Raw genomic sequence first — 23,194 nt, 5'->3', positions numbered from 1 at the left:
GCCGCGGGGGGCGGCCCCCGGAACCCCGGCAGACGCGACCAGACGGGCGCGGTGCCGCAGGCGGGGCGGGGGGCGCGGGGGGTCACGGGGCGGGCGGGGGCGGGAACGGAGGCGGGGATGGCGGTGGGGTCCGTGACGGGGGAGGCGGGGACGGCCTCCCGTCCTGTGGTGGCGGACGGGGGCGCGGAGTCGAGGCCGCCCGTGGCCGCGCCGTCGGCCGGGGCGGTGCCCGAGCGCCCGCTCCCCGCCGAACCCGTGCGCCCGCTCCCCGCGAAAACCGGTGCCGCGCTGTCGGACCCCCGTGCGATGCTCGGGCCCGTGGAGACCAGGTCCGTCAGTCCCGTGTTCGTCGGTCGCGCCGATGAGCTGACCCACTTGAACGAGGCACTCGCCCGTGCCGCCACGGGCGAGCCGCAGGCGTTGCTGATCGGCGGCGAGGCCGGTGTCGGCAAGACCCGTCTCGTCGAGGAGTTCGCCACCGCGGCTGGCGGACAGGGCGCGGTCGTCGCGCTCGGCGGCTGCGTCGAGATCGGCGCCGACGGGCTGCCCTTCGCCCCGTTCTCCACCGCCCTGCGCGCCCTGCGCCGCGAACTGCCGGACGAGATGACCACCGCGGCCGCGGGCCAGGAGGAGGAACTGGCCCGGCTCCTGCCCGAACTGGGCGAGGCACCCCCGGGACGCCACGACGAGCAGAGCATGGCCCGCCTCTTCGAACTCACCGCCCGCGTCCTGGAGCGCGTCGCCGCCGACCGCACGGTCGTCGTCGCCCTCGAAGACCTGCACTGGGCCGATGCCTCCACCCGTCACCTCCTCGCCTACCTCTTCCGCACCCTGCGCACCGGCCGCCTCGTCGTCCTCGCCACCTACCGCGCCGACGACATCCACCGCCGCCACCCACTGCGCCCCCTGCTCGCCGAACTCGACCGGCTGCGCACCGTCCGCCGCCTCGAACTCGGCCGCTTCAACCGCACCGAGGTCGGCCGCCAGATCGCCGGCATCCTCGCCTCCGAACCCGACCCGGCCACCGTCGACGACATCTTCGAACGCTCCGACGGCAACGCCTTCTTCGTCGAGGAACTCGCCGTCGCCGCCCACGAGGGCTGCTGCACCGGCCTCACCGACACCCTCCGCGACCTGCTCCTGGTCCGCGTCGAGGGACTGCCCGAGAGCACCCAGCGGGTCGCCCGGGTCGTCGCCGAGGGCGGTTCCACCGTCGAGTACCGGCTGCTCGCCGCCGTCGCCGGGCTCGCCGAGGACGACCTCATCGAGGCGCTACGGGCCGCCGTGAACGCCAACATCCTCAGCGCCGCACCCGACGGCGACGGCTACCGCTTCCGCCACTCCCTGGTCCGCGAGGCCGTCAGCGACGACCTCCTGCCCGGCGAGCGCTCCCGCCTCAACCGCCGCTACGCCGAGGCCCTGGAGACCGACCCCGCGCTCGTGCCGGCCGACGGCCGCGTCATGCGTCTGGCCAGCTACTGGTACCACGCCCACGACGCCGCCAAGGCCCTGCCCGCCGTCCTGGACGCCTCCGTCACCGCCCGCCGCCGGCACGCCTACTCCGAACAACTGCGGCTCCTGGAACGCGCGATGGAGCTCTGGGACACCGCCCCCGAGGACGTCCGCGCCGCCCTGCGCCCCGTCGACTACGCCGAGGTCTACCCCGCCTGCGGCTGCGACCCCGCCACCACCCCGCTGCGCTACCTCGACCTGATGGCCGAGGCCGCGGTGGCCGGCCGGCTCAGCGGGGAGCGGGAACGCGCCCTGAAAATCACCAAGCGGGCGCTGCACCTCCTGGAGGAGGAGGGCGATCCGCTGCGCGCCGCCTGGTTCTGGATCCAGCGCTCCCGGCTGATCTCGGCGCTCTCCCGGGGCGACGGCTGGGCGGAACTGGCCACCGCCCAGGAGCTGGTACGCGGCCTGCCCCCCTCCGAGGTGCACGCCGAGGTCCTCGCCAACGTCGCCAACTGGTCCATGGTGCACGTCCCCGGCCCCGACGCCTTCTCCGCCGCCGAGCGCGCCGTGGAGTACGCGCGCATGCTCGGCGTCCGCGAGATCGAGATGAACGCCCGGCTCACCCTCGGCAGCCTCATGGTCCACGCCGGTGACATCGAGACAGGCCTCGCCGAGATGCTGGACGTCAAGCGGCAGACGGTCGAGCAGGGCCTGTCCGCCGTCGCGGCCCGCGTCTATGTGAACCTTCCGGACGCCCTCGAAGCCGTCGGACGCTCCGCCGATGCCGTGCCCATCCTGGAGGAAGGGCTCGCCTACACCCGCCAGTACGGCCTCCCGGACAGCGAGGCCTGGGCCTGGGGCAACCTCGCCGAATCCCTGTGCAGCCTGGGCCGCTGGGACGAGGCCGCCGAAGCCTCCGACCACGCCGGGCGCGTCGGGCAGAGCGCCAAGCCCCTCGGCTTCCACGCCCTCCTGCGCGCCGAACTCGCCCTCGCCCGAGGCGACCTGGCCGAGTCCGGCCGCCAACTGGCCGCGTCCCGAAACCACTTCGGCAGCCACGACCGGCCGCCCCAGAACGAGATCCCCCTCTCCCGCGTCGCCATCGGCGTCGCCGCAGGCGAGGGCCGCCTCCTGGACGCCCGCGTCGAACTCGAACGTGCCATGGACACCGGCTTCCCGCCCGACACCCAGCGCTACGCCTGGCCCCTCCTGCTCACCGCCGCCGCCATGGAGGCCGACGCCCTAGGCCTGCCCGTCGCCGACCCCGGCCGCGCCGAACTCCTCGAACGCATCCGCACCGCCGCCAAGCCCCTGGCCACCAACGTCCCCGTCTGGCAGGCCTACGAACGCTGGGTCCGCGCCGAGCTCCTGCGCGCCGAGGGCAAGAGCGACCCCGACGACTGGTCCGAGGTGACCGCCGCCTTCGAGCGACTGGACCGCCCCTACGACCTCGCTCGCGTCCGCCACCGCCTCGCCGAGTCGCTCCTGACCACCGGCGGCGAGGACGAACGCGACCGTGCCACGGAGCTGCTCCGCCTCGCCCACGCCGTAGCCCGCCACCTCGGGGCCCGGCCTCTCACCGACGCCGTCACCCAGCTCGCCCAGCGCGCCCGCCTCCCCCTGACCCACGCTCCGAAGCGAGCCCAGGCCCCCGCCGACCAGGCCGATGCCCTCGGCCTCACCGGCCGGGAGCGCGATGTGCTGCGCCTGGTCTCCGCCGGCCGCACCAACCGCCAGATAGCCGAGGAGCTGTTCATCTCCCCGAAGACGGCCAGCGTCCATGTCTCGAACATCCTGGCGAAGCTCGGCGTCTCGGGCCGGGGCGAGGCCGCGGCGGTGGCGCACCGGCTGGGGCTGTTCCCGGCGGAGCCGCTCACCGATCGAACACCTGACGCCAGGCTTACGCTGTAAAGGACGCCTGCCGAGGGAGGTCCCGTGTTCAACGCCTTTGAGGAACTGTTCGCACCTGGCCGAAAACACACCCAGGACGAAGAGAACCGGCTGGAACTGACGCGGGAGGACGTCGGTGACAACGATCCCGGACGCGGGCCGATAGACCTCGCGTCCGGCAAGGTCGTGGTCCGGCGGCCGACGCCCGGCGAGCCGTCGGGCGAGCCCTCGGACGGGTAGCCGTCAGCTCACCTGCACCTGGAGGATCCGGTCGTCGCCGTCCTTCGGGTCGCCCCTCCCGTCCGTGTTGCTGGTGACCAGCCACAGCTTGTCGCCGCCCGCCGACACCACCGTGCGCAGCCGGCCGTACTCACTCTCCAGGAACGCCTGCGGGTCGGCCGAGGCCTCCGTGCCCTTCAGCGGGATGCGCCACAGGCGCTGGCCCTTGAGTCCCGCCATCCATATCGAGCCCTCGGCGTAGGCGATACCGCTGGGCGAGGCGTCGTCCGTGGCCCACTGGGCTATCGGATTGCGGTAGTCGCCGTCGTCGGACCTGCCCTCGACCTCCGGCCAGCCGTAGTTGCCACCCGGCTCGATCGCGTTCAGCTCGTCCCAGGTGTCCTGGCCGAACTCCGAGGCGAACAGACGCTGCTTGGCGTCCCAGGCCAGGCCCTGCACATTGCGGTGGCCCCACGAGTACACCGGGGAGTCGGGGAACGGGTTGCCCGGGGCCGGCTCGCCCTCCGGGGTCAGCCGCAGGATCTTGCCGCCCAGGGACTTCTTGTCCTGGGACAGACCGGTGTTGCCGCTCTCGCCCGTGCCCGCGTACAGCATCTTGTCCGGGCCGAAGGCGATCCGGCCGCCGTTGTGGATATAGCCCTTGGGGATGCCCCTGAACACGGTGTCCGGTGCGCCCAGCTGCTCGCCGGACGGCTTCTCCTCCTCGTACAGCATGCGGACGATGCGGTTGTCGGAGGCCGAGGTGAAGTAGGCGTAGACCATGTGGTCCGAGGCGTAGTCCGGTGACAGCGCGAGGCCCATGAGCCCGCCCTCGCCTGCGGGGGAGACCCCCGGCACCTCGCCCAGCTCGGTCTTCCTGCCGGTCTCTCCGTCGATCCGGGTGATCGTCGCCTCGTCCCGGGAGGAGACCAGCAGATCCCCGTCGGGCAGCGGGGCCAGGCCCCAGGGGGTGTCAAGGCCGGTGGCGGCCGTACGGAGCACCTTCACCGAGCCCTTCGCGGGAGGAGTCTCCTCGGCGGCCTGCTGGGTGGGGGAGGACGCCGAGGACGTACCGCTGCCCGGTGTCGTACCACCGCCCGATGCGCCGCCGGCGCCACCGCCGTCGTCCGAGGAACATCCGGCCGTCACCAGGAGCGCGGTTGCGGCCAACACGGCCGCCACTGCTCGTCGTTGCACGTTCTCGGTCCCTTCGACGCGGTGGGTTCTACTGTTCTTACACCGCTCGGGCCTCACAGGTTCCCGATCTCCGGGACCCGAACCACGACGGGCCTTTCAGCCGCACGATCTCGTCGGCCGTAGCCGTAGCCGTAGCGATCAGCCGTCAGCCCGCACGATCCCACCGGCCCGCACGATCCCGTCAGTCCCAGGATCCCCGCGCCCCCGGCAGCTCCGCCACCTCCGCCAGATCCTGCGCGGAGAGCCGCAGGCCGGCCGCCGCCGCGTTCTCCGTCACCCAGCGCTCCTGCTTGGCGCCCGGCACCGGGACCACGTGGCGGCCCCGGGACAGCACCCACGCCAGGGCCACCTGGGCGGGTGTGACGGCGTCGCCGTGGCGGGCGGCGATGCGGCGCAGACCGACGACGATCGGCTGGTTGGCGGCCATCATCTCCGCCGTGAAGCGGGGGTGGCGGGCGCGGACGTCGTCCGGTTCGAAGCCCTCGCCAGGGGTCAGGGTGCCGGTGAGGAAGCCGTTGCCCAGCGGCATCGCCGCCAGGAAGCCGACGCCGCGGGACTCGCACCACGGCAGCAGCGACTCCAGGGCCTCCGGCGACCACACCGACAGTTCCGCCTCCACCGCGCTCACCGGGAAGACCTGCTGGACGCGCTGCAACTGGCGGATCGTGGCGTCGTGCAGACGGGCCCCGGACCGACGGCCGCCGCGCGCACCCACCGCGCACAGCCCCAGCGACCGCACCTTCCCGGCCTGGACGAGCTCCGCCATCGCGCCCCAGGTCTCCTCGACGGGGACCTCGGGGTCGGCCCGATGCAGCTGGTACAGGTCGATCACGTCCGTCTGCAACCGCCGCAGCGACGCGTCGCACGCCCGCTTCACATAGCCGGGGCGGCCGTTGGCCACGATGTGCTGTTCGCCGACCAGCAGCCCCACCTTCGTCGACACGAAGGCCTCCGCGCGCCGCTCCTTCAACACCCGCCCCACCAACAGCTCATTGGTGAACGGGCCGTACATGTCGGCCGTGTCCAGCAGCGTCGAGCCCAGGTCCAGCGCCCGGTGCACGGCCCTGAGCGACTCCTCGCCCCGCTGCCGCGACCCGCTGTAGGCCCAGCTCATCGGCATGCAACCGAGTCCGACATCCCCCACCGCGAGCGCCGCCGCCCCGATCGTCCTGCGCTCCACCTGCTCGTGACCCTCCCTCTTCCGGCACCCCACAACCTAACCTCTGCTCCCTCACGCACCTGACATAGCCTCGGATCCATGACCGCTGACGTGTGGCTCCCCATCCCGCCGGAAGAGATCGCAGGGCTCCCCGAAGGGCCCCACTACCTTTTCTGGGACGGGGGTGAGGACGGGAAGCAGGAGTTCCCCGGGGACCCGGCCGACTGTGTCGTGTACGTCGTGCCGTACATGAAGCGGCAGCCCGTGAAGGTCCGCCCGCTGAAGGAGATGCGCAACCTGCGGCTCGTCCAGACGCTCACGGCGGGCGTCGACGACGTCCTGGCGCAACTCGACGACATCGTGCCCGGCGTGGACCTGTGCAACGCGCGTGGTGTGCACGAGGCGAGCACCGCCGAACTCGCCCTCACCCTCACACTGGCCTCGCTGCGCGGCATCCCCGGCTTCGTGCGCGCCCAGCAACAGGAGCACTGGCAGGGCGACTTCCATCCGGCACTCGCCGACAAGTCGGTGCTCGTCGTCGGCTACGGCTCCATCGGCGCCGCCATCGAGGACCGGCTCGTACCGTTCGAGGTCGCGCGGGTGGCGCGCGTCGCGCGCTCCGCGCGCACCACGGAGCGCGGACCGGTGCACCCGCTCACCGAACTGCCCGCCCTGCTACCGGAGGCGGACGTCGTCATCCTCTCCACCCCGCTGAACGACACCACCCGAGGTCTGGTGGACGCCGAGTTCCTGGCGCGGATGAAGGACGGCGCCCTCCTGGTGAACGTCGCGCGCGGTGGCGTCGTCGACACCAAGGCCCTGCTCGCCGAACTGGAGAGCGGCCGGATCACCGCGGCCCTGGACGTCGTCGACCCCGAACCGCTGCCCGCGGGGCACCCGTTGTGGCAGGCGCCCGGCGTGCTCATCAGTCCCCATGTGGGCGGACCGACGTCCGCGTTCCTGCCGCGCGCAAAGCGGCTGCTGGTGGACCAGTTGGGACGTTTCGTGAACCGGGAGCCGCTGCGCAACGTGATCCTTACGACGGGCCCCACAAGCGCGTAGATCCGCGGAGCAACAAGCGCGTAATCCGCTTCCGGTACCCTCCGCTACCTTCCGGACGCGGTACGTGCTCGCATCGCCGCTGGTCGTCACGGAGCGTAGAGGAACTATGTCCCTGAGTGACGAGACTGGTGTATCGTCCCGACAGGGGCTGCGCCGCGCACCGTTCGGCGCCGGGGATGGACATTGCAGACTGTGAGGGGGGCGACGGGCGATGCACGGCCTATGGACGAACGATCCGACGCGGCGAAGCCGCCGACGGCGACCCTGGCGCACGGCAGCGCGCAGACGCGGTCACCACGGCAGCCACAACTGCCGTCACAGCCACCACCACCGCAGGCACAACAGCCGCAGGAGGCATGCGCATCCAGCGACCCCGGACTCCCGGGACCCTGGAGCGGCGCGGACCAGGAGGGTCCGGTGAGTTCGCCGCCGCCTCCCACGACCACCCTCAACGGAGCGCTGCGGGCACAGCCTTCGCCAGGGGCACGGCTGCCCCGGCCGCCGGTCTCCGGCAGCCGGGCGAGTCTGGTCCACCAACTCCTCCTGGCCCTGGTGTGCGCGGGATACGCCGTCGGTTCCGCGCTCGGCTGGGGCTCCGAGGAAGTCGCGCTGATCATGGGCGACTTCGGGCTGAGCGCCGCGGCGGGCATCGCCGCCGTCTCCTGCTTCCTCTACGCCCGTAACCGCCGCGTCCGCTTTCGACTCGCCTGGATGCTGTTCGCCCTCTCCTCGGCCATGGCCTCCCTGGGCAACCTGGTCTGGGGGTGGTACGAGGTCGTGCTGCAACGCCCCGTGCCCAGCCCCAGTTACGCCGACGGGTTCTTCCTGTGCTTCGCGCCGCCCGCCATCGTGGGCCTGCTGGTCCTCGCCAAACGGCCGGTGACGAAGGCCGGTTGGGTCTGCCTCGGACTGGACGCCTGGCTGATCGGCGGCTCGCTGCTCACGCTCTCGTGGAGCCTGGCCCTCGCCCAGGCGGCGCGGTCCGAGGGCTCCAGCGTGTCGCAGACCGCGCTGTCGCTGGCGTACCCGCTGCTGGACATCGCCCTGGTCAGCATGGTGCTCGCGCTGCACTTCCGGCGCTCGGCGGTGAACCGTACGGCGGTGAACACCGCGATCGGCGCACTCGCCCTGACCGTCATGTGCGACGCCCTGTTCACCTCGCCACTGGTCCAGAACGCCTACCGCTCCGGCCAGTTGCTGGACGCGGGCTGGTTCGCGGGCTCGCTCCTCCTCGCGTACGCGCCCTGGGCCGCGTCCCGGCAGGGGCAGCCGACCACCGAAGGGCAGGACGGAGGGGGGCACACGCGCGTGGTCCACGAGCACCTGCCGGGACAGCGCGGCGGCATCCACCACCACGCACCCCCGCAGGGAGGTGATCACAGCCGGTACCCGGCCTCGGGGCCCATCGTCGGCTCCCTGTCCGCGCTCACGCCGTATCTCGCCGCCGCCGTCTGCACGCTGGGCATCCTCTACAACGTCCTCAACGGCCACAGCGTCGACCGCGTGGTGCTCCTCACCGGCGGCACCGTCGTGCTCGCCCTCGTGGTGCGCCAGGGCATCATGCTGCTCGACAACATCACCCTCACCCAGGAACTGGCGCAGAAGGAGAACCACTTCCGCTCCCTGGTGCAGGGTTCCAGCGACGTCATCATGATCGCCGCACCCAATGGGATCCTCCGATACGTCTCCCCGGCCGCCGCCGGCGTCTACGGCTGCCCCGCCGAGGACCTCGTGGGCACCGAACTGGCCAATCTCATCCACCCGGAGGACCTGGGCTGCGTGGTGCACGAGGTGCGCCGCTTCCTCGCCGCCAGCCCTCTCGATGAACCCACTACGCGCATCGAGTGCCGTTTCCGGTCAGGCGACGGAGGCTGGCTCAATGTCGAGTCCACCGTCAACCGCCACCACGGCGGCCTCATCTTCAACAGCCGGGACGTCACCGAAAGAGTGCGCCTGCAGGCGCAGCTCCAGCACAACGCCGAGCACGACCCGCTCACCGACCTGCCCAACCGCGCCCTGTTCACCAAGCGCGTCCAGCACGCGCTCTCCGGCCGCCGGGCCTCCGACCGCGGTACCGCCGTTCTCTTCATCGACCTCGACGGCTTCAAGGCCGTCAACGACACGATCGGGCACCAGGCCGGGGACGAACTGCTCGTCCAGGCCGCCCGCAGACTCCAGGACGCGGTCCGGCACGGCGACACCGCGTCCAGGCTCGGCGGCGACGAGTTCGCGGCCCTGATCGTCGGGGACGGCACCCGTGACCGCGGCGCCCGCGAGCGGCACATCCTGGAGCTCGCCGACCGCCTCAGGATCACGCTCTCCCAGCCCTACCTCATCGACGGCAACGATGTCCGCGTCGCCGCCTCCATCGGCGTCGCGTTCTCCGAGCCCGGCCTCGGCGCGGGCGAGATCCTGCGCAACGCCGACCTGGCCATGTACCGCGCCAAGTCGGCCGGAAAGGGACGCGTCGAGCTGTACGCGCCGCAGATGCAGCAGGACGTCGTACGCAAGGCGGAGCTGGCCACGCGCCTGCGTGCCGCGCTGCACGACGGCGAGTTCGCGCTGCTGCACCAGCCCGTGGTCTGTCTGGAGGACGGCCGGATCACATCGGTCGCCGCCCAGGCGCGCTGGCGCTCCTCGCAGGGGGTGCTCTTCACGCCCGCCGAGTTCCTGAGGGTGGCCGAGGACAGCGACAGGACCGCGGAACTGGGCCGCTGGATGCTGGAGGAGGCCGTCGGGCAGGCCGCCGAGCGTGCCGCGACCGGGCTGACCATGCCGGTGGCCGTCCGGATGAACGCCCGCCGGCTGTTGGACCGCTCTCTGCCGCTCGGCTCGGTCGAGGCCCTGCTGACCCGGCACGGGCTGCCGTCCGGGTCCCTGGTGATCGAGCTGTCCGAGACCGACCCCCGGGTCTCCCTCGACGAGCTGGAACGCCGTCTCAGCGCCCTGCGCAGGCTCGGCGTCCGGATCGCCCTGGACGGCTTCGGGAGCGGATACGCGGCGATCACGGCACTGCGCAGACTCCCCGTCGACGTACTCAAACTCGACCGCAGTCTGGTCGAGGGGGTCGTGGAGTCCGCGCGGCTGCACAAGATCACCAGTGGGCTGCTCAGGATCGCCGGGGATCTCGGGTTGCAGTCCGTGGCCGACGGCGTGGATCTGCCGGAGCAGGTCGTGGCGCTGCGGGCGATGGGGTGCACACACGGACAGGGAATGGCGTTCTCCGGTCCGTTGGACGAATACCGGCTGCGCCGGGCGCTCGGTTCCGGCCATTATCCGGTACCGCACGGACCGGCGGAGCCCGCGTTCGCGGGGGGCGGTGCGGGGGTGTACACAAGTGGTGTCCCCGCTGTTCTCGGAGGCGGAAGTGCCCTTCGCTCACATAATGAGACTCCCGTCCCACCCGCTTGACACTGGGTGTGCGCCGGAGGCAGGGTCTGTGCCATGCGCACCCGAATTCTCGTACTTGGAAAGCGCGTCGGCTGAGCTGGTGACGTCCGGATCGACCCGGAACTCCCAGCGACCACACCCGGCGCGCTCCCCTCGCTTGCCTCCTGGCACGAGGGGTTTTTTGTTGCACAGACACCAGGCGTAAAAAGCGTCACACCGTACAAACCTCGCAAAAACCCTCAGCATCGAGAAGAGAATGACGATGACCGAGCAGGCCACCGGGGCCCATCCGCAGCCGCGGCCCCGATCCGGAGGACCGCAGTCCGCCCCCGAGCACGTCACGGGCGCGCAGTCCCTCATCCGCTCTCTCGAGGAGGTCGGCGCCGAGACGGTATTCGGCATCCCCGGCGGTGCGATCCTGCCCGCGTACGACCCGCTGATGGACTCCCGGCGGGTGCGCCACGTCCTGGTCCGCCATGAGCAGGGCGCCGGCCACGCGGCCACCGGTTACGCGCAGGCCACCGGCAAGGTCGGCGTCTGCATGGCGACCTCAGGACCCGGTGCCACCAACCTGGTGACCCCGATCGCGGACGCGCACATGGACTCGGTGCCGCTCGTGGCGATCACCGGGCAGGTCGCGTCCAAGGCGATCGGCACGGACGCCTTCCAGGAGGCGGACATCGTCGGCATCACGATGCCGATCACCAAGCACAACTTCCTCGTCACCAAGGCCGAGGACATCCCGCGGGTGATCGCGCAGGCGTTCCACATCGCCTCCACCGGCCGCCCCGGTCCGGTCCTGGTCGACATCGCCAAGGACGCCCTCCAGGCGCGGACCACCTTCTCCTGGCCGCCCACCATGGACCTGCCCGGCTACCGGCCCGTCACCAAGCCGCACGCCAAGCAGATCCGCGAGGCCGCGAAGCTCATCACCAACGCCAAGCGGCCCGTCCTCTACGTCGGCGGCGGTGTCCTCAAGGCACACGCCACCGCGGAGCTCAAGGTTCTCGCCGAGCTCACCGGAGCGCCCGTCACCACCACCCTGATGGCGCTCGGCGCATTCCCCGACAGCCACCCGCTGCACGTGGGAATGCCGGGCATGCACGGTGCGGTCACCGCCGTCACCGCGCTGCAGAAGGCCGACCTGATCGTCGCCCTCGGAGCCCGCTTCGACGACCGCGTCACCGGCAAGCTGGACAGCTTCGCCCCGTTCGCCAAGATCGTCCACGCCGACATCGACCCGGCGGAGATCGGCAAGAACCGCGCCGCGGACGTGCCGATCGTCGGTGACGCCCGCGAGGTCATCGCCGACCTGGTCCAAGCCGTGCAGAAGGAGCACAGCGAGGGGCACCAAGGCGACTACACCGCCTGGTGGAAGGACCTCAACCGCTGGCGCGACACCTACCCGCTCGGCTACGACCAGCCCACCAACGGCACGCTCTCCCCGCAGCAGGTCATCGAGCGCATCGGGCAGCTCGCGCCGGAGGGCACGATCTTCGCCGCGGGCGTCGGCCAGCACCAGATGTGGGCCGCGCACTACATCCAGTACGAGAAGCCCGCGACCTGGCTGAACTCCGGCGGCGCCGGCACGATGGGCTACGCGGTCCCGGCCGCGATGGGCGCCAAGGCCGGAGCCCCGGACCGGACGGTCTGGGCGGTCGACGGCGACGGCTGCTTCCAGATGACCAATCAGGAACTCACCACCTGCGCCCTGAACAACATCCCGATCAAGGTCGCCGTCATCAACAACGGTGCCCTCGGGATGGTCCGCCAGTGGCAGACCCTCTTCTACAACCAGCGCTACTCCAACACCGTGCTGCACTCAGGGCCCGGCGACGTCAACCCGGAGGCCAGGGGCACCCGCGTCCCCGACTTCGTGAAGCTGTCGGAGGCCATGGGCTGCTACGCGATCCGCTGTGAGTCCCCGGACGACCTCGACAAGGTCATCGAAGAGGCGAACTCGATCAACGACCGCCCGGTCGTCATCGACTTCATCGTCCACGAGGACGCGATGGTGTGGCCGATGGTCGCCGCCGGCACCTCCAACGACGAGATCCTGGCCGCCCGGGACGTCCGCCCCGACTTCGGCGACAACGAAGACGACTGAGCGAGAGAGACGTAAAAGATCATGTCCAAGCACACGCTCTCCGTCCTGGTGGAGAACAAGCCGGGCATCCTCGCCCGGATCGCCGCGCTCTTCTCCCGTCGCGGCTTCAACATCGACTCGCTCGCCGTCGGTGTCACCGAGCACGCCGACATCTCCCGCATCACGATCGTGGTGAGCGTCGAGGCGCTGCCCCTGGAGCAGGTCACCAAGCAGCTCAACAAGCTCGTCGAGGTGCTCAAGATCGTCGAGCTGGAGCCGTCGAACGCCGTCCAGCGTGAACTCGTTCTGGTGAAGGTGCGCGCCGACAACGAGACACGCTCGCAGATCGTCGAGATCGTCCAGCTGTTCCGCGCCAAGACCGTCGACGTCTCCCCGGAGGCCGTCACCATCGAGGCCACCGGCGGCAGCGACAAGCTGGAGGCCATGCTCAAGATGCTGGAGCCGTTCGGCATCAAGGAGCTCGTCCAGTCCGGCACGATCGCCATCGGCCGCGGCGCCCGTTCGATCACGGACCGCTCACTGCGCGCCCTCGACCGATCTGCGTGACGCTTGACACGGGCGGCCGCGATCGTCGGCCGCCCGTATGGCGAGACCCCGAAACTTCAGTTCATCCCGCCGTCATACGGTGGGACGCAACACCTGCACTCAAGGAGAGAACCCAAAGTGGCCGAGCTGTTCTACGACGCCGACGCCGACCTGTCCATCATCCAGGGCCGCAAGGTCGCGGTCATCGGTTACGGCAGCCAGGGCCACGCCCACGCGCTGTCGCTCCGTGACTCGGGTGTCGACGTCCGAGTCGGTCTGCACGAGGGCTCCAAGTCCAAGGCGAAGGCCGAGGAGCAGGGCCTGCGCGTGGTGACGCCCGCCGAGGCCGCCGCCGAGGCCGACGTCATCATGATCCTGGTGCCGGACCCGATCCAGGCCCAGGTCTACGAGGAGTCCATCAAGGACAACCTCAAGGACGGCGACGCGCTGTTCTTCGGCCACGGTCTGAACATCCGCTTCGACTTCATCAAGCCCCCGGCCGGCATCGACGTCTGCATGGTCGCCCCCAAGGGCCCGGGCCACCTCGTCCGCCGCCAGTACGAGGAAGGCCGCGGCGTTCCGTGCATCGTGGCCGTCGAGCAGGACGCCACCGGCAACGGCTTCGCGCTCGCGCTGTCGTACGCGAAGGGCATCGGCGGCACCCGCGCCGGCGTCATCAAGACGACCTTCACCGAGGAGACCGAGACCGACCTGTTCGGTGAGCAGGCCGTTCTCTGTGGTGGTACGGCCGCGCTGGTCAAGGCCGGTTTCGAGACGCTGACCGAGGCCGGCTACCAGCCGGAGATCGCGTACTTCGAGTGCCTGCACGAGCTGAAGCTGATCGTCGACCTCATGTACGAGGGCGGCCTGGAGAAGATGCGCTGGTCCGTCTCCGAGACCGCCGAGTGGGGCGACTACGTCACCGGTCCCCGCATCATCACGGACGCCACCAAGGCCGAGATGAAGAAGGTCCTCGCCGAGATCCAGGACGGCACCTTCGCGCGTGAGTGGATGGCCGAGTACCACGGCGGTCTGAAGAAGTACAACGAGTACAAGACCGCGGACTCCGAGCACCTCCTGGAGACCACCGGCAAGCAGCTGCGCAAGCTGATGAGCTGGGTCGACGAGGAGGCGTAAGCCTCAGGCGACGGGGCCGGAGCGCCATGCTCCGGCCCCGTTGTCCAACCTGTCCGGCCACGGACGGGTGATCCTTCCGCAGCGGCGTAAAACGCGACTCGCGGCGCCACTACACTGCTCGAAACAAACGCGTCAGGCCCACAGCGTCGTGCGTCTTCCACGCGGCCCCGTACCCTCCACCGCCTGCGGCCGTCGGGACGGCCGTCCGCATTGGACATGTGAGGACTCACGTGAGCTCGAAACCCGTCGTACTCATCGCTGAAGAGCTGTCGCCCGCGACCGTCGACGCGCTTGGCCCCGACTTCGAGATCCGGCACTGCAACGGTGCGGACCGCGCCGAACTGCTGCCGGCCATCGCCGATGTCGACGCGATCCTGATCCGGTCCGCGACCAAGGTCGACGCCGAGGCGATCGCCGCCGCGAAGAAGCTGAAGGTCGTCGCACGAGCCGGCGTCGGCCTGGACAATGTCGACGTCTCCGCCGCCACCAAGGCCGGCGTGATGGTCGTCAACGCCCCCACCTCCAACATCGTGACCGCCGCCGAGCTGGCCTGCGGTCTGCTGCTGGCCACCGCGCGCCACATCCCGCAGGCCAACTCGGCGCTGAAGAACGGCGAGTGGAAGCGCAGCAAGTACACCGGTGTGGAGCTGGCCGAGAAGACCCTCGGCGTCGTGGGCCTCGGGCGCATCGGCGCGCTCGTCGCCCAGCGCATGTCCGCCTTCGGGATGAAGGTCGTCGCCTACGACCCCTACATCCAGCCCGCGCGCGCCGCGCAGATGGGCGTCAAGGTGCTGTCGCTCGACGAGCTCCTCGAGGTCTCCGACTTCATCACCGTCCACCTGCCCAAGACCCCCGAGACGGTCGGTCTGATCGGCGACGAGGCGCTGCACAAGGTCAAGCCGAGCGTGCGCATCGTCAATGCCGCGCGCGGCGGGATCGTCGACGAGACGGCGCTGTTCTCGGCGCTGAAGGAGGGCCGCGTCGCCGGCGCCGGCCTCGACGTGTACGCGAAGGAGCCCTGCACGGACTCCCCGCTCTTCGAGCTCGACGAGGTCGTCTGCACCCCGCACCTCGGCGCCTCCACCGACGAGGCCCAGGAGAAGGCCGGCATCGCCGTCGCCCGCTCCGTGCGCCTCGCGCTCGCCGGTGAGCTCGTGCCCGACGCGGTCAACGTCCAGGGCGGCGTCATCGCCGAGGACGTCAAGCCGGGCCTGCCGCTCGCCGAGCGCCTCGGCCGGATCTTCACCGCGCTCGCCGGTGAGGTCGCGGTCCGCCTCGACGTCGAGGTCTACGGCGAGATCACCCAGCACGACGTGAAGGTGCTGGAGCTGTCCGCCCTCAAGGGTGTCTTCGAGGACGTCGTCGACGAGACCGTGTCGTACGTCAACGCCCCGCTGTTCGCGCAGGAGCGCGGCGTCGAGGTGCGGCTGACGACCAGCTCGGAGTCGGCCGACCACCGCAACGTCGTCACCGTGCGCGGCACGCTGGGCAACGGCGAGGAGGTCGCGGTCTCCGGCACGCTGGCCGGCCCGAAGCACCTCCAGAAGATCGTGGCCGTCGGCGACTACGACGTCGACCTGGCGCTCGCCGACCACATGGTCGTCCTCAAGTACGAGGACCGTCCCGGTGTCGTCGGCACCGTGGGCCGCGTCTTCGGTGAGGCGGGCATCAACATCGCCGGTATGCAGGTGTCCCGTGCGGTCGCCGGCGGCGAGGCGCTGGCCGTGCTGACCGTGGACGACACCGTGCCCTCCGGGGTTCTGGCCGAGCTCGAGGTGGAGATCGGGGCCACGTCGGCCCGCGCGGTGAACCTGGTCTGACGCTTCACGACGAACGCCGGGCGGGCCGAGGAACTCCTCGGCCCGCCCGGCGTCTTCGGTTACACGAGCACCTTCTCCGGCTCCGGCGCCTCCTGCGGCTCGCGCGGTTCGACCCGGCGCAGTGTCACCGCCGCCAGCACCGCCGCGCCCGCGAGGACCACCGCCCCCGCGATCGCCGCCCCCTGCATCCCGTTGGTGAACGCCTCCCGGGCCACGGCCGCCAGGCCCGGCACCTGGTCGGCGACCGCGAGCGCCCCGCCCAGCGTCTCGCGGGCCACGTCGGGCGCCGAGGCCGGGATGTCGTGGCGGTAGACGGCCGTACCGATGGAGCCGAGCACGGCCATCCCCAGCGCGCCGCCGAACTCCGCACCCGTCTCCATCAGGGAGGACGCGGTGCCCGCCCGCTCGACCGGGGCGGTGCCCATCGCGAGGTCCATGATCTGCGACATCACGGTGACTCCGCCGACCGCGAGAATCCCGCAGGAGACCAGCACCAGCCACATCGAGTCCGTGTCGGCCAGCGCCAGCAGGGCGAAGCCGCACGCGGAGACCGCGAATCCCGCGCTGATGACGTAGGCGCGGTTGACGCCCTTCTGGACCAGAGCGGTCGCGATCGGCGCCGCGGCCCCGATCGGCACGGACGGCAGCAGCGCCCACAGGGCCGACTCCAGCGCGCTCTTGCCGAGCACCGACTGGAGGTACTGCGTGGTGAAGTAGGCCGACCCGATGATCCCGAACGCCGAGACGAGGTTCAGGGCGACGGACGGTGCGAAGCCGCGGCCGCGGAACAGGGCCGGGTCGATCATCGGTGAGGCAGCGGTGCGCTGGCGGTGGACGAACAGGGCCGCGAAGAGCAGACCGACGGTGATCGAGACGGCGTAGCGGACGTTCCAGCCCTCCGAGGGGATCTCCTTGAGGCCGTAGATCACGGGGAGTACGCCGGCCATCGACAGCGGGACGCTCAGCCAGTCGAAGCGGCCGGGGGAGGGGTTCCTCGACTCCGGGAGCAGCAGCGGGCCCAGGAGCAGCAGCAGGGCCATCGCGGGCAGGTTGACCAGGAAGACCGAGCCCCACCAGAAGTGCTCGACCAGCACCCCGCTCATCACCGAGCCGAGTGCGATCCCGGCCGTCATCACGCCGGACCACAGGCCGATCGCCTTGGCGCGCTGGCCGGGGTCGGTGAACATCGTGCGCAGCAGGGCCATCGTCGACGGCATCAGGGTCGCGCCGCCGATGCCGAGGACCGCGCGGGCCGCGATCAGGGTCTCGGCGCTGTTCGCGTAGGCCGCCATCAGCGAGGCGGCGCCGAAGGCGGCGGCGCCGATCAGCAGGAGCCTGCGGTGGCCGATGCGGTCGCCGAGCGAGCCCATCGTCATCAGCAGTCCGGCCAGCACGAACGCGTAGATGTCGAAGATCCACAGCTGCTGGGTGCCGCTCGGCTCCAGGTCCGCGCTGATCGACGGGATCGTGAAGTAGAGGACGGAGACGTCCATCGAGACCAGCAGCAGCGGAAGCATCAGCACGCCGAGGGCGGTCCATTCCCGGCGTCCGGCACGGGAGGCAGTGCTCGTCGAGTTCGTCATGGCGGCGACTATACGCACGTCTTAAACACTTGTCTATGACGCTTGTATATGACGGTTGTGTGGATCGCTTGTCTAGATAGAGTGGGCGCATGGGACACCGTGAGGATCTGCTCGAAGGCGCCAAGCGCTGCCTGCTGGAGAAGGGGTTCCTGCGCACCACGGCACGGGACATCGTCAAGGAGTCGGGCACCAACCTGGCATCCATCGGCTACCACTACGGGTCCAAGGACGCGCTCCTGGTGCAGGCGTACGTCGCCCTGATCGAGGAAACGGGGCACCGCTTCGAGCCGGGCGGCGAGGGGCTCGCCGCGCTGGCGACACCCGCCGGGTCGCTGGAGCGGTTCCGGCAGGTGTGGACGAGCATCACCAGTGCCGTGGGTGAGTCGCGGGCGATCTGGATGCTGAGCTTCGAGGTGGTGCTCGCGGGCGACCGGCTGGAGGAGATCCGCCGGATGCTCGTCGCGGCGGAGGAGCAGGGACGTACCGGACTGCTGCCCCTCTTCAACGACATCGCGGAGGAGGAGCAGGACAAGGAGACGGCCGACACCGAAGGCCGCTTCTACCAGACCCTGCTCCAGGGGCTCATGGTCCAGTGGGTCTTCAACCCGGAGACGGCGACCGACGCCGGCCAGCTGACCGAGGGCCTGCGGCGCGTCGCCGAGGGGCTCAGCCGGAGCTGATCCGGCCGTCCCGCATCTCCAGGACACGGTCCGCGAAATGCCGTACGACCGCCCGGTCGTGGCAGATGAACAGATAGCCGAGATCCAGCTCGTCCTGGAGGTCGGCCAGCAGGTTCAGCACCCCGGCCCGCACCGACGGGTCCAGCGCCGACACCGGCTCGTCCAGGACGAGCAGGCGCGGCTCGGAGGCCAACGCCCTCGCGATTCCCGCGCGTTGGCACTGGCCGCCGGAGAGCTCGTGCGGGAAGCGGTCCCCGTACGACGGGTCCAGTCCCACCCGGTCCAGGAGTCCGGCCACGCGGGAGGGACCGTCGGCGGCGGTCCAGCGGCCCTGCACCTTCAGCGGTTCGGCCACCGCGTCCCGGATGCGGTGGCGGGGGCTGAGGGAGCCGTAGGGGTCCTGGAAGACGGGCTGCATGCGCGGGCGCAGCGGGCGGAGTTCGCGTTCCGTCAGGGCCGTCAACTCACGGCCCTCGAAGCGCACTTCGCCGGAGTCCGGGCGGCGCAGCTGAAGTACGGCCAGCGCGGTGGAGGACTTTCCGCAGCCGGAGGGGCCGTTGAGGGCGAGGGTCTCGCCGGCCTCCAGGGTGAAGCCGACCCGGTCCACCGCGGTCACCGGGCCGTAGCGGACGACGAGATCGCGGACCTCAAGAAGCGACATACGGCTGCTCCCGGAACAACTCGGCGGCGGGATGCGGTACTTCGGCCCAGCGATGGCAGGCGACCAGTCGCCCCTCGACCGCCTGCGGCTCCGGCTCCGCCGCGTGACAGTCGTCCGCGGCGAGCGGACAGCGCGGGGCGAAGGCGCAGCCCGGAGGGAGCGCGCCCGGCGCGGGTGGCGTGCCGCGCAGGGTGGGCAGACGGCGGCCGGCGGGAGCGTGCCGCGGGAGCGAGGCCAGCAGGCCCGCCGTGTACGGAGCCCTCGGGCGGCCCAACACCGCCTTCGCCGGACCGAGTTCGGTGAGACGGCCGGCGTACATGACCAGTACGCGGTCCGCGTGCTCCCGTACGACGTCCATGTCGTGCGTGACCAGCACGAGCGCCGCGCCCACGGCCTCCCGTCGCTCGCCGAGCACCCGGAGCACCTGGTCGCGGTGGTCCTCGTCGAGGGCGGTGGTGGGCTCGTCGGCGACCACGACATCCGGTTCGTTGATCGTGGCCATCGCGATGACCGCGCGCTGCCGCATACCGCCGGAGTACTCGTGCGGAAAGGCCCGCGCCTTGCGGGCGGCGTCCGCGATGCCGACCCGCTCCAGCGCCGAGACCGCCAGCGCCCGCGCCTCCTTGCGGCCCACCCCGCGCACCGACCGTACGGCGGCGGCGAGTTGGTCGCCGACCGGGTGCACCGGGGACAGCGCGGACAGGGCGTCCTGCGGGACGAGCGAGATCCGTCGGCCCCGCTCGGACGACAGGTCGGGCCGTACCGTCCCGCCCGCCGTCGCCTCCGCCGGCAGCATCCCCAGCAGCGCCCGCGCCGTGAGCGACTTGCCCGCCCCCGACTCACCGACGACCGCGAGCACCTCACCGCGCCGGACCTCGAAGGACACCCCACGGACGACCTCCACACCCCGGAAGGCGACCCGGAGATCACGCACGGTCAGCAGCGGGTCAGGCTTCAACGGGGGTCTCCTTCTTCTGGGCGTGGACGGTGGGGCGGGCGTGGAGGGGGAGGTGGTCTGGTGTGTGTCGTCCCGGGTGCCGGGTGCCGGGTGTCGGAGGTTTGTGCGGCTGGGGTGGATGGCGGCGGGTCAGGCTTCAATGAGGGCCGCCTTCTTCCGGCTGCGGGTGGGGAGGCGGCCTTGTGTGTACGCGGCTCCTGATACGGCCAGTCCCGCCAGCAGGGCCAGTGCCGCGGCCGGGGCGAGGGCTGCCCAGGGGGCGCGTTCGACGTAGGCGCGGGACTCGTCGAGGAGGAGGCCCCACTCCGGGGCGGGTGGCTGGGCGCCCAGGCCCAGGAAGCCGAGCGAGGCCAGGGCGAGCGCGATGCCGGGCAGGCGGAGCAGGGCGTGCCGGGCGACGGGGGCGGCCACCGAGGGGAGGACGTGCCGGGTCAGGATCCACCAGGGCGGTGCGCCGATGGCGCGTTGGGCCATCAGGAACGAGGACGCCCGTACCTCCTGCACCAGTGCCGCCGCGTGCGCGGCGAGTGGGGGCCACGAGATCAGGGCGACCGCCAGGGCCGCGCCACCCGTGCCGGGTCCGGCCGCCGCGGCGACCAGGATGCCGACGATCACCGGGGGCAGGGCGTTGGCGATGTCCGCCGCGCCCGCCGCGACGCCGGGCAGGAAGCCGAGCGCCAGCGCGACCAGCAGGCTCAGCAGACAGACGGCGGCGGCCGTGCCGACGGTGGAGGCCGCGCCGTGCCCGAGCCTGGCGAGGACGTCACGGCCGAGGCCGTCCGTGCCGAGCGGGTACGACCAGGTGGGGGAGGCCAGCCGGTGCGCCGTGTCGATCGCGTACGGGTCGCGCAGCAGACCCCAGCCGATCGCCACGGCGAGGACGGCGAACAGGGCCGAAGGGATCGCCGGGTGGGTACGGACCGGCCGGGCCGGCGGCAGGGTGAGCGAGGCGTCCCGCAGGGCCGGACCCAGCAGCCGGCGCCGGGCGAGCGCGGACAACGCCCCCACGGCCAGACCGAGCAGCAGCAGGGCGAGCACCGCGCCCTGGAGCAGCGGCAGGTCCTGCGACTTGGCGGCCCCCAGTGCCGTACGCCCGATCCCCGGCACCGCGAAGACGGTCTCCACGGCGACCGCGCCCCCGGTGAGCCCGACGGCGGCCATTCCGAACTGCGGGACGAGAGGCGGCAGTACGCGCCGGAGGGCGGCCGCGCAGACACGGGCCCCGCCGACCCCGGCCCCGCGCCACAGCTCCACCCACCGCTCGTCGAGCACGGCGGGCAGCGCGTCCGCGACCAGCCGGCCCAGCAGTCCGCCCGCGGGGACGCCGAGGGCGAGGGCGGGCAGGATCAGATACGCGGGCCCCTGCCAGCCGGAGGTGGGCAGCCACCCCAGCCACACCCCGAAGACCAGCAACCCCACGGTGGCCAGCAGGAATTCGGGCACGGCGGCCAGCATCGCCGCGAAGGCCCCGGCCGACCCGCGCCCCCGTACCAGCACGGGCGCGACCAGCGCACCCGCGAGCAGCACCGCGACGGCGAGGGCCGCGCCCATCAACGCCAGCGACACCTGGAGCCCGGACCCGACGGACGGCAGCACATCGGTACCCGACACCCACGACGTCCCGAGGTCCCCGTGCAGCAGATCGGACGCCCAACTCCCCAGCAGCGAAAGGGGACCCGCGTCCAGGCCGAGATCCTGTCGTACGGCGTCCAGGGCCTCCTTCGTCGGCTCCTGCTCGGCGGAACGGGCGCGCAGGACGGTGAGCGCCGGGTCCCGGCCGGAGAGCCAGGGGAGCAGACCGACGGCGGTCACCACCCCGAGGAGGCACAGGACCCGGGTCGCCCCGGCCGCGGTCGGTCTCACTTGACGTACGTGTCGGCCGTGACCAGCTCACGCTCGCGCGGGTCGTGCGCGGCGTCCACGACACCGGCGGCGTCGCCCTGGATCACGCGCTCGTGCAGCATCGGGACGGCCGCGTCGGTGCCGAGCACGGCGGCCTCGGCGGCGACGACGGCCTTGCGCCGGGCCTCACCGGTCCCGGTCCCGCCGGCCTTCCTCAGGGCGGCGTCCACCTGGGCGTCGGCGAGCTGGGAGATGTTGAAGGAGCCGTCGGAGGCGAAGTCGCTGTAGAGGTAGGCGGCCGGGTCGCCGGAGTCGAGGACGGTCGCCCGGGAGAGGATGAAGGCGTCGAACTCACCGGCGAGGGCGTCGGATTCGATGTTGGCGTACTCGCGGACGTCGAGCTTCACCTTGAACCCGGCCTTCTGGAGCTGCTGTTGCAGGGTGGCGGCGACCTCGGGGAGTTCGGCGCGGTCGGTGAAGGTGCCGATGGTGACGGCCTGGCCGTCCGGCTCGGCGGCGGCGGTGCGCTTCACCCCCGACCGCAGTTCGGCGGCCCACGGCAGCGCGGGCCCGAGCAGCCCCTCGGCGACATCCGCCCGGCCCTCGTACACGCCCTTCACGATCGACTCGGCGTCGATCGCCTCGCGGGCGGCGGCACGCAGGGCGGCGTCCTTGAAGACGCCCTTCTCGGTGTTGAGGTACAGGGTGTTGGTGCGCGGCATCGGGACCTCGGTGATCAGGTCCTCGTCGAGGAGCGCGGCCTGGGAGACGGGGACCGCCTCGACGATGTCGGCCTCGCCGCTGCGCAGGGCGGCGGCGCGGGCGGTGCCGTCGGGCACGAACTTCACGTCGATACCGGGGGACTTGGCCCTGCCGCCCCAGTAGGCGTCGTAGCGGTCGAGGGTGGCGGAGGAGGTGCCGTCGACCTCGGTGAGCTCGAAGGGGCCGGTGCCGGCGCCGACGGGGTTCACCGTCTTGCCGGTGTACGCCTTCGCGGCGAGGACCGACAGCTGGGGGGAGCTGAGGCGCTGCGGGACGAGGGGGTCCTCGTCGGCGGTGGTGACGGTGACGGTGTCGGAGTCCCGCGCCTTCGCGGTCAGTTCGACGCCGTCGAGGATGCGGGGCTTGGGGGAGGCGGTGGCCGCGGTGGTGAGCGAGCGTACGACGGCCTCGGCGTCGAGCTCGGTGCCGTCGTGGAAGGTGACGCCCTCGCGTATCTCGAACGTCCAGGTCCTGCCGGACTGCTGCCACCCGGTGGCGAGCGCGGGCTCGGCATCCCCGTCGGCGTCGAGCTTCACGAGGGTCTCCGCCGTCGACCAGCGGGACAGCTTGAACGCGTCGTCGGAGAGCGGGGAGAGGCCCGAGCGCGGGGGCTGCATCATCGCGACACGCACCCGCTTGCCGTCGCCCCCGCCCTCGGCGGCGGCCCCCGAGAAACAGCCGGTCAGCAGGGTGGACGCCACGGCGGCCGAGAACAGGTGGCGAGCGGGCAGGCGCACGAAACCCTCC

At 71.6% G+C, this 23,194-nt stretch carries 16 protein-coding genes; 9 read left to right on the top strand and 7 right to left on the bottom strand.

From position 1 onward, the window contains the following. Positions 1-306 precede the first annotated feature (306 nt). On the top strand, positions 307-3,366 hold the full coding sequence (locus tag HLK59_RS25710) for a LuxR family transcriptional regulator (RefSeq protein ID WP_171143875.1): 3,060 nt from the start codon (positions 307-309) through the stop codon (positions 3,364-3,366). Positions 3,367-3,390: 24 nt separating this feature from the next. Further along, on the top strand, positions 3,391-3,585 hold the full coding sequence (locus HLK59_RS25705) for a DUF6191 domain-containing protein (RefSeq protein WP_171143874.1): 195 nt from the start codon (positions 3,391-3,393) through the stop codon (positions 3,583-3,585). Positions 3,586-3,588: 3 nt separating this feature from the next. Here HLK59_RS25705 and HLK59_RS25700 read toward each other — a convergent pair whose 3' ends face one another. Together HLK59_RS25700 and HLK59_RS25695 are read right to left on the bottom strand one after the other, a co-directional pair. After that, entirely contained in the window at positions 3,589-4,761 is a 1,173-nt protein-coding gene (locus tag HLK59_RS25700) for a PQQ-dependent sugar dehydrogenase (protein WP_171143873.1), read from the bottom strand. Between the two features lie 181 nt (positions 4,762-4,942). Continuing rightward, positions 4,943-5,941, bottom strand: coding sequence for an aldo/keto reductase (locus tag HLK59_RS25695; protein WP_171143872.1), 999 nt, complete (start codon positions 5,939-5,941; stop codon positions 4,943-4,945). Positions 5,942-6,019: 78 nt separating this feature from the next. Here HLK59_RS25695 and HLK59_RS25690 point away from each other — a divergent pair, with 78 nt between their 5' ends. The 6 genes from HLK59_RS25690 to serA all read left to right on the top strand — a co-directional run bounded on the left by HLK59_RS25690 (position 6,020) and on the right by serA (position 15,961). Beyond that, positions 6,020-6,982 carry a 2-hydroxyacid dehydrogenase gene (locus HLK59_RS25690; RefSeq protein WP_171143871.1) on the top strand — a complete coding sequence of 321 codons (963 nt, stop codon included), beginning with the start codon at positions 6,020-6,022 and terminating at the stop codon, positions 6,980-6,982. A gap of 417 nt (positions 6,983-7,399) precedes the next feature. Next, positions 7,400-10,393, top strand: a complete 2,994-nt coding sequence (locus tag HLK59_RS25685) for an EAL domain-containing protein (protein ID WP_171143870.1) — start codon at positions 7,400-7,402, stop codon at positions 10,391-10,393. Between the two features lie 235 nt (positions 10,394-10,628). Then, the gene (locus HLK59_RS25680; RefSeq protein WP_171143869.1) at positions 10,629-12,479 is read left to right on the top strand and encodes an acetolactate synthase large subunit; all 1,851 of its coding nucleotides are present in this window, start codon (positions 10,629-10,631) and stop codon (positions 12,477-12,479) included. 21 nt (positions 12,480-12,500) lie between these two features. Next, complete coding sequence (gene ilvN / locus HLK59_RS25675) at positions 12,501-13,025, top strand: acetolactate synthase small subunit (RefSeq protein WP_171143868.1); 525 nt, start codon at positions 12,501-12,503, stop codon at positions 13,023-13,025. A gap of 117 nt (positions 13,026-13,142) precedes the next feature. Next, complete coding sequence (ilvC, locus tag HLK59_RS25670; RefSeq protein WP_171143867.1) at positions 13,143-14,141, top strand: ketol-acid reductoisomerase; 999 nt, start codon at positions 13,143-13,145, stop codon at positions 14,139-14,141. Positions 14,142-14,371: 230 nt separating this feature from the next. Continuing rightward, a complete protein-coding gene (serA, locus tag HLK59_RS25665; RefSeq protein ID WP_171143866.1) occupies positions 14,372-15,961 on the top strand; it encodes a phosphoglycerate dehydrogenase in 1,590 nt (529 codons plus the stop codon). Positions 15,962-16,020: 59 nt separating this feature from the next. Here the strand turns inward: serA and HLK59_RS25660 are convergent, their stop codons facing one another. Further along, positions 16,021-17,544, bottom strand: a complete 1,524-nt coding sequence (locus HLK59_RS25660; protein ID WP_171143865.1) for an MFS transporter — start codon at positions 17,542-17,544, stop codon at positions 16,021-16,023. 89 nt (positions 17,545-17,633) lie between these two features. Between HLK59_RS25660 and HLK59_RS25655 the strand changes: the two genes are divergently transcribed. Then, a complete protein-coding gene (locus HLK59_RS25655; RefSeq protein ID WP_171143864.1) occupies positions 17,634-18,224 on the top strand; it encodes a TetR/AcrR family transcriptional regulator in 591 nt (196 codons plus the stop codon). Here the strand turns inward: HLK59_RS25655 and HLK59_RS25650 are convergent. From HLK59_RS25650 to HLK59_RS25635, 4 genes are all read right to left on the bottom strand, one after another. Continuing rightward, the gene (locus tag HLK59_RS25650; protein ID WP_171143863.1) at positions 18,211-18,885 is read right to left on the bottom strand and encodes a dipeptide/oligopeptide/nickel ABC transporter ATP-binding protein; all 675 of its coding nucleotides are present in this window, start codon (positions 18,883-18,885) and stop codon (positions 18,211-18,213) included. The genes HLK59_RS25655 and HLK59_RS25650 overlap by 14 nt on opposite strands. Next, positions 18,872-19,843, bottom strand: coding sequence for an ABC transporter ATP-binding protein (locus HLK59_RS25645; protein ID WP_171143862.1), 972 nt, complete (start codon positions 19,841-19,843; stop codon positions 18,872-18,874). Before HLK59_RS25645 ends, HLK59_RS25650 begins: the two co-directional genes overlap by 14 nt. 129 nt (positions 19,844-19,972) lie before the next feature. Beyond that, positions 19,973-21,706 carry an ABC transporter permease subunit gene (locus HLK59_RS25640; protein WP_171143861.1) on the bottom strand — a complete coding sequence of 578 codons (1,734 nt, stop codon included), beginning with the start codon at positions 21,704-21,706 and terminating at the stop codon, positions 19,973-19,975. Further along, complete coding sequence (locus HLK59_RS25635) at positions 21,703-23,184, bottom strand: ABC transporter substrate-binding protein (RefSeq protein ID WP_171143860.1); 1,482 nt, start codon at positions 23,182-23,184, stop codon at positions 21,703-21,705. Before HLK59_RS25635 ends, HLK59_RS25640 begins: the two co-directional genes overlap by 4 nt. Positions 23,185-23,194 lie beyond the last annotated feature (10 nt).

The organism is Streptomyces sp. S3(2020), assembly GCF_013044505.1.
In the GTDB taxonomy this organism is placed as follows: Bacteria; Actinomycetota; Actinomycetes; order Streptomycetales; family Streptomycetaceae; genus Streptomyces.
The sequence above is the reverse complement of the archived record's forward strand: the minus strand, read 5'-3'. Positions and strand labels throughout refer to the sequence as shown.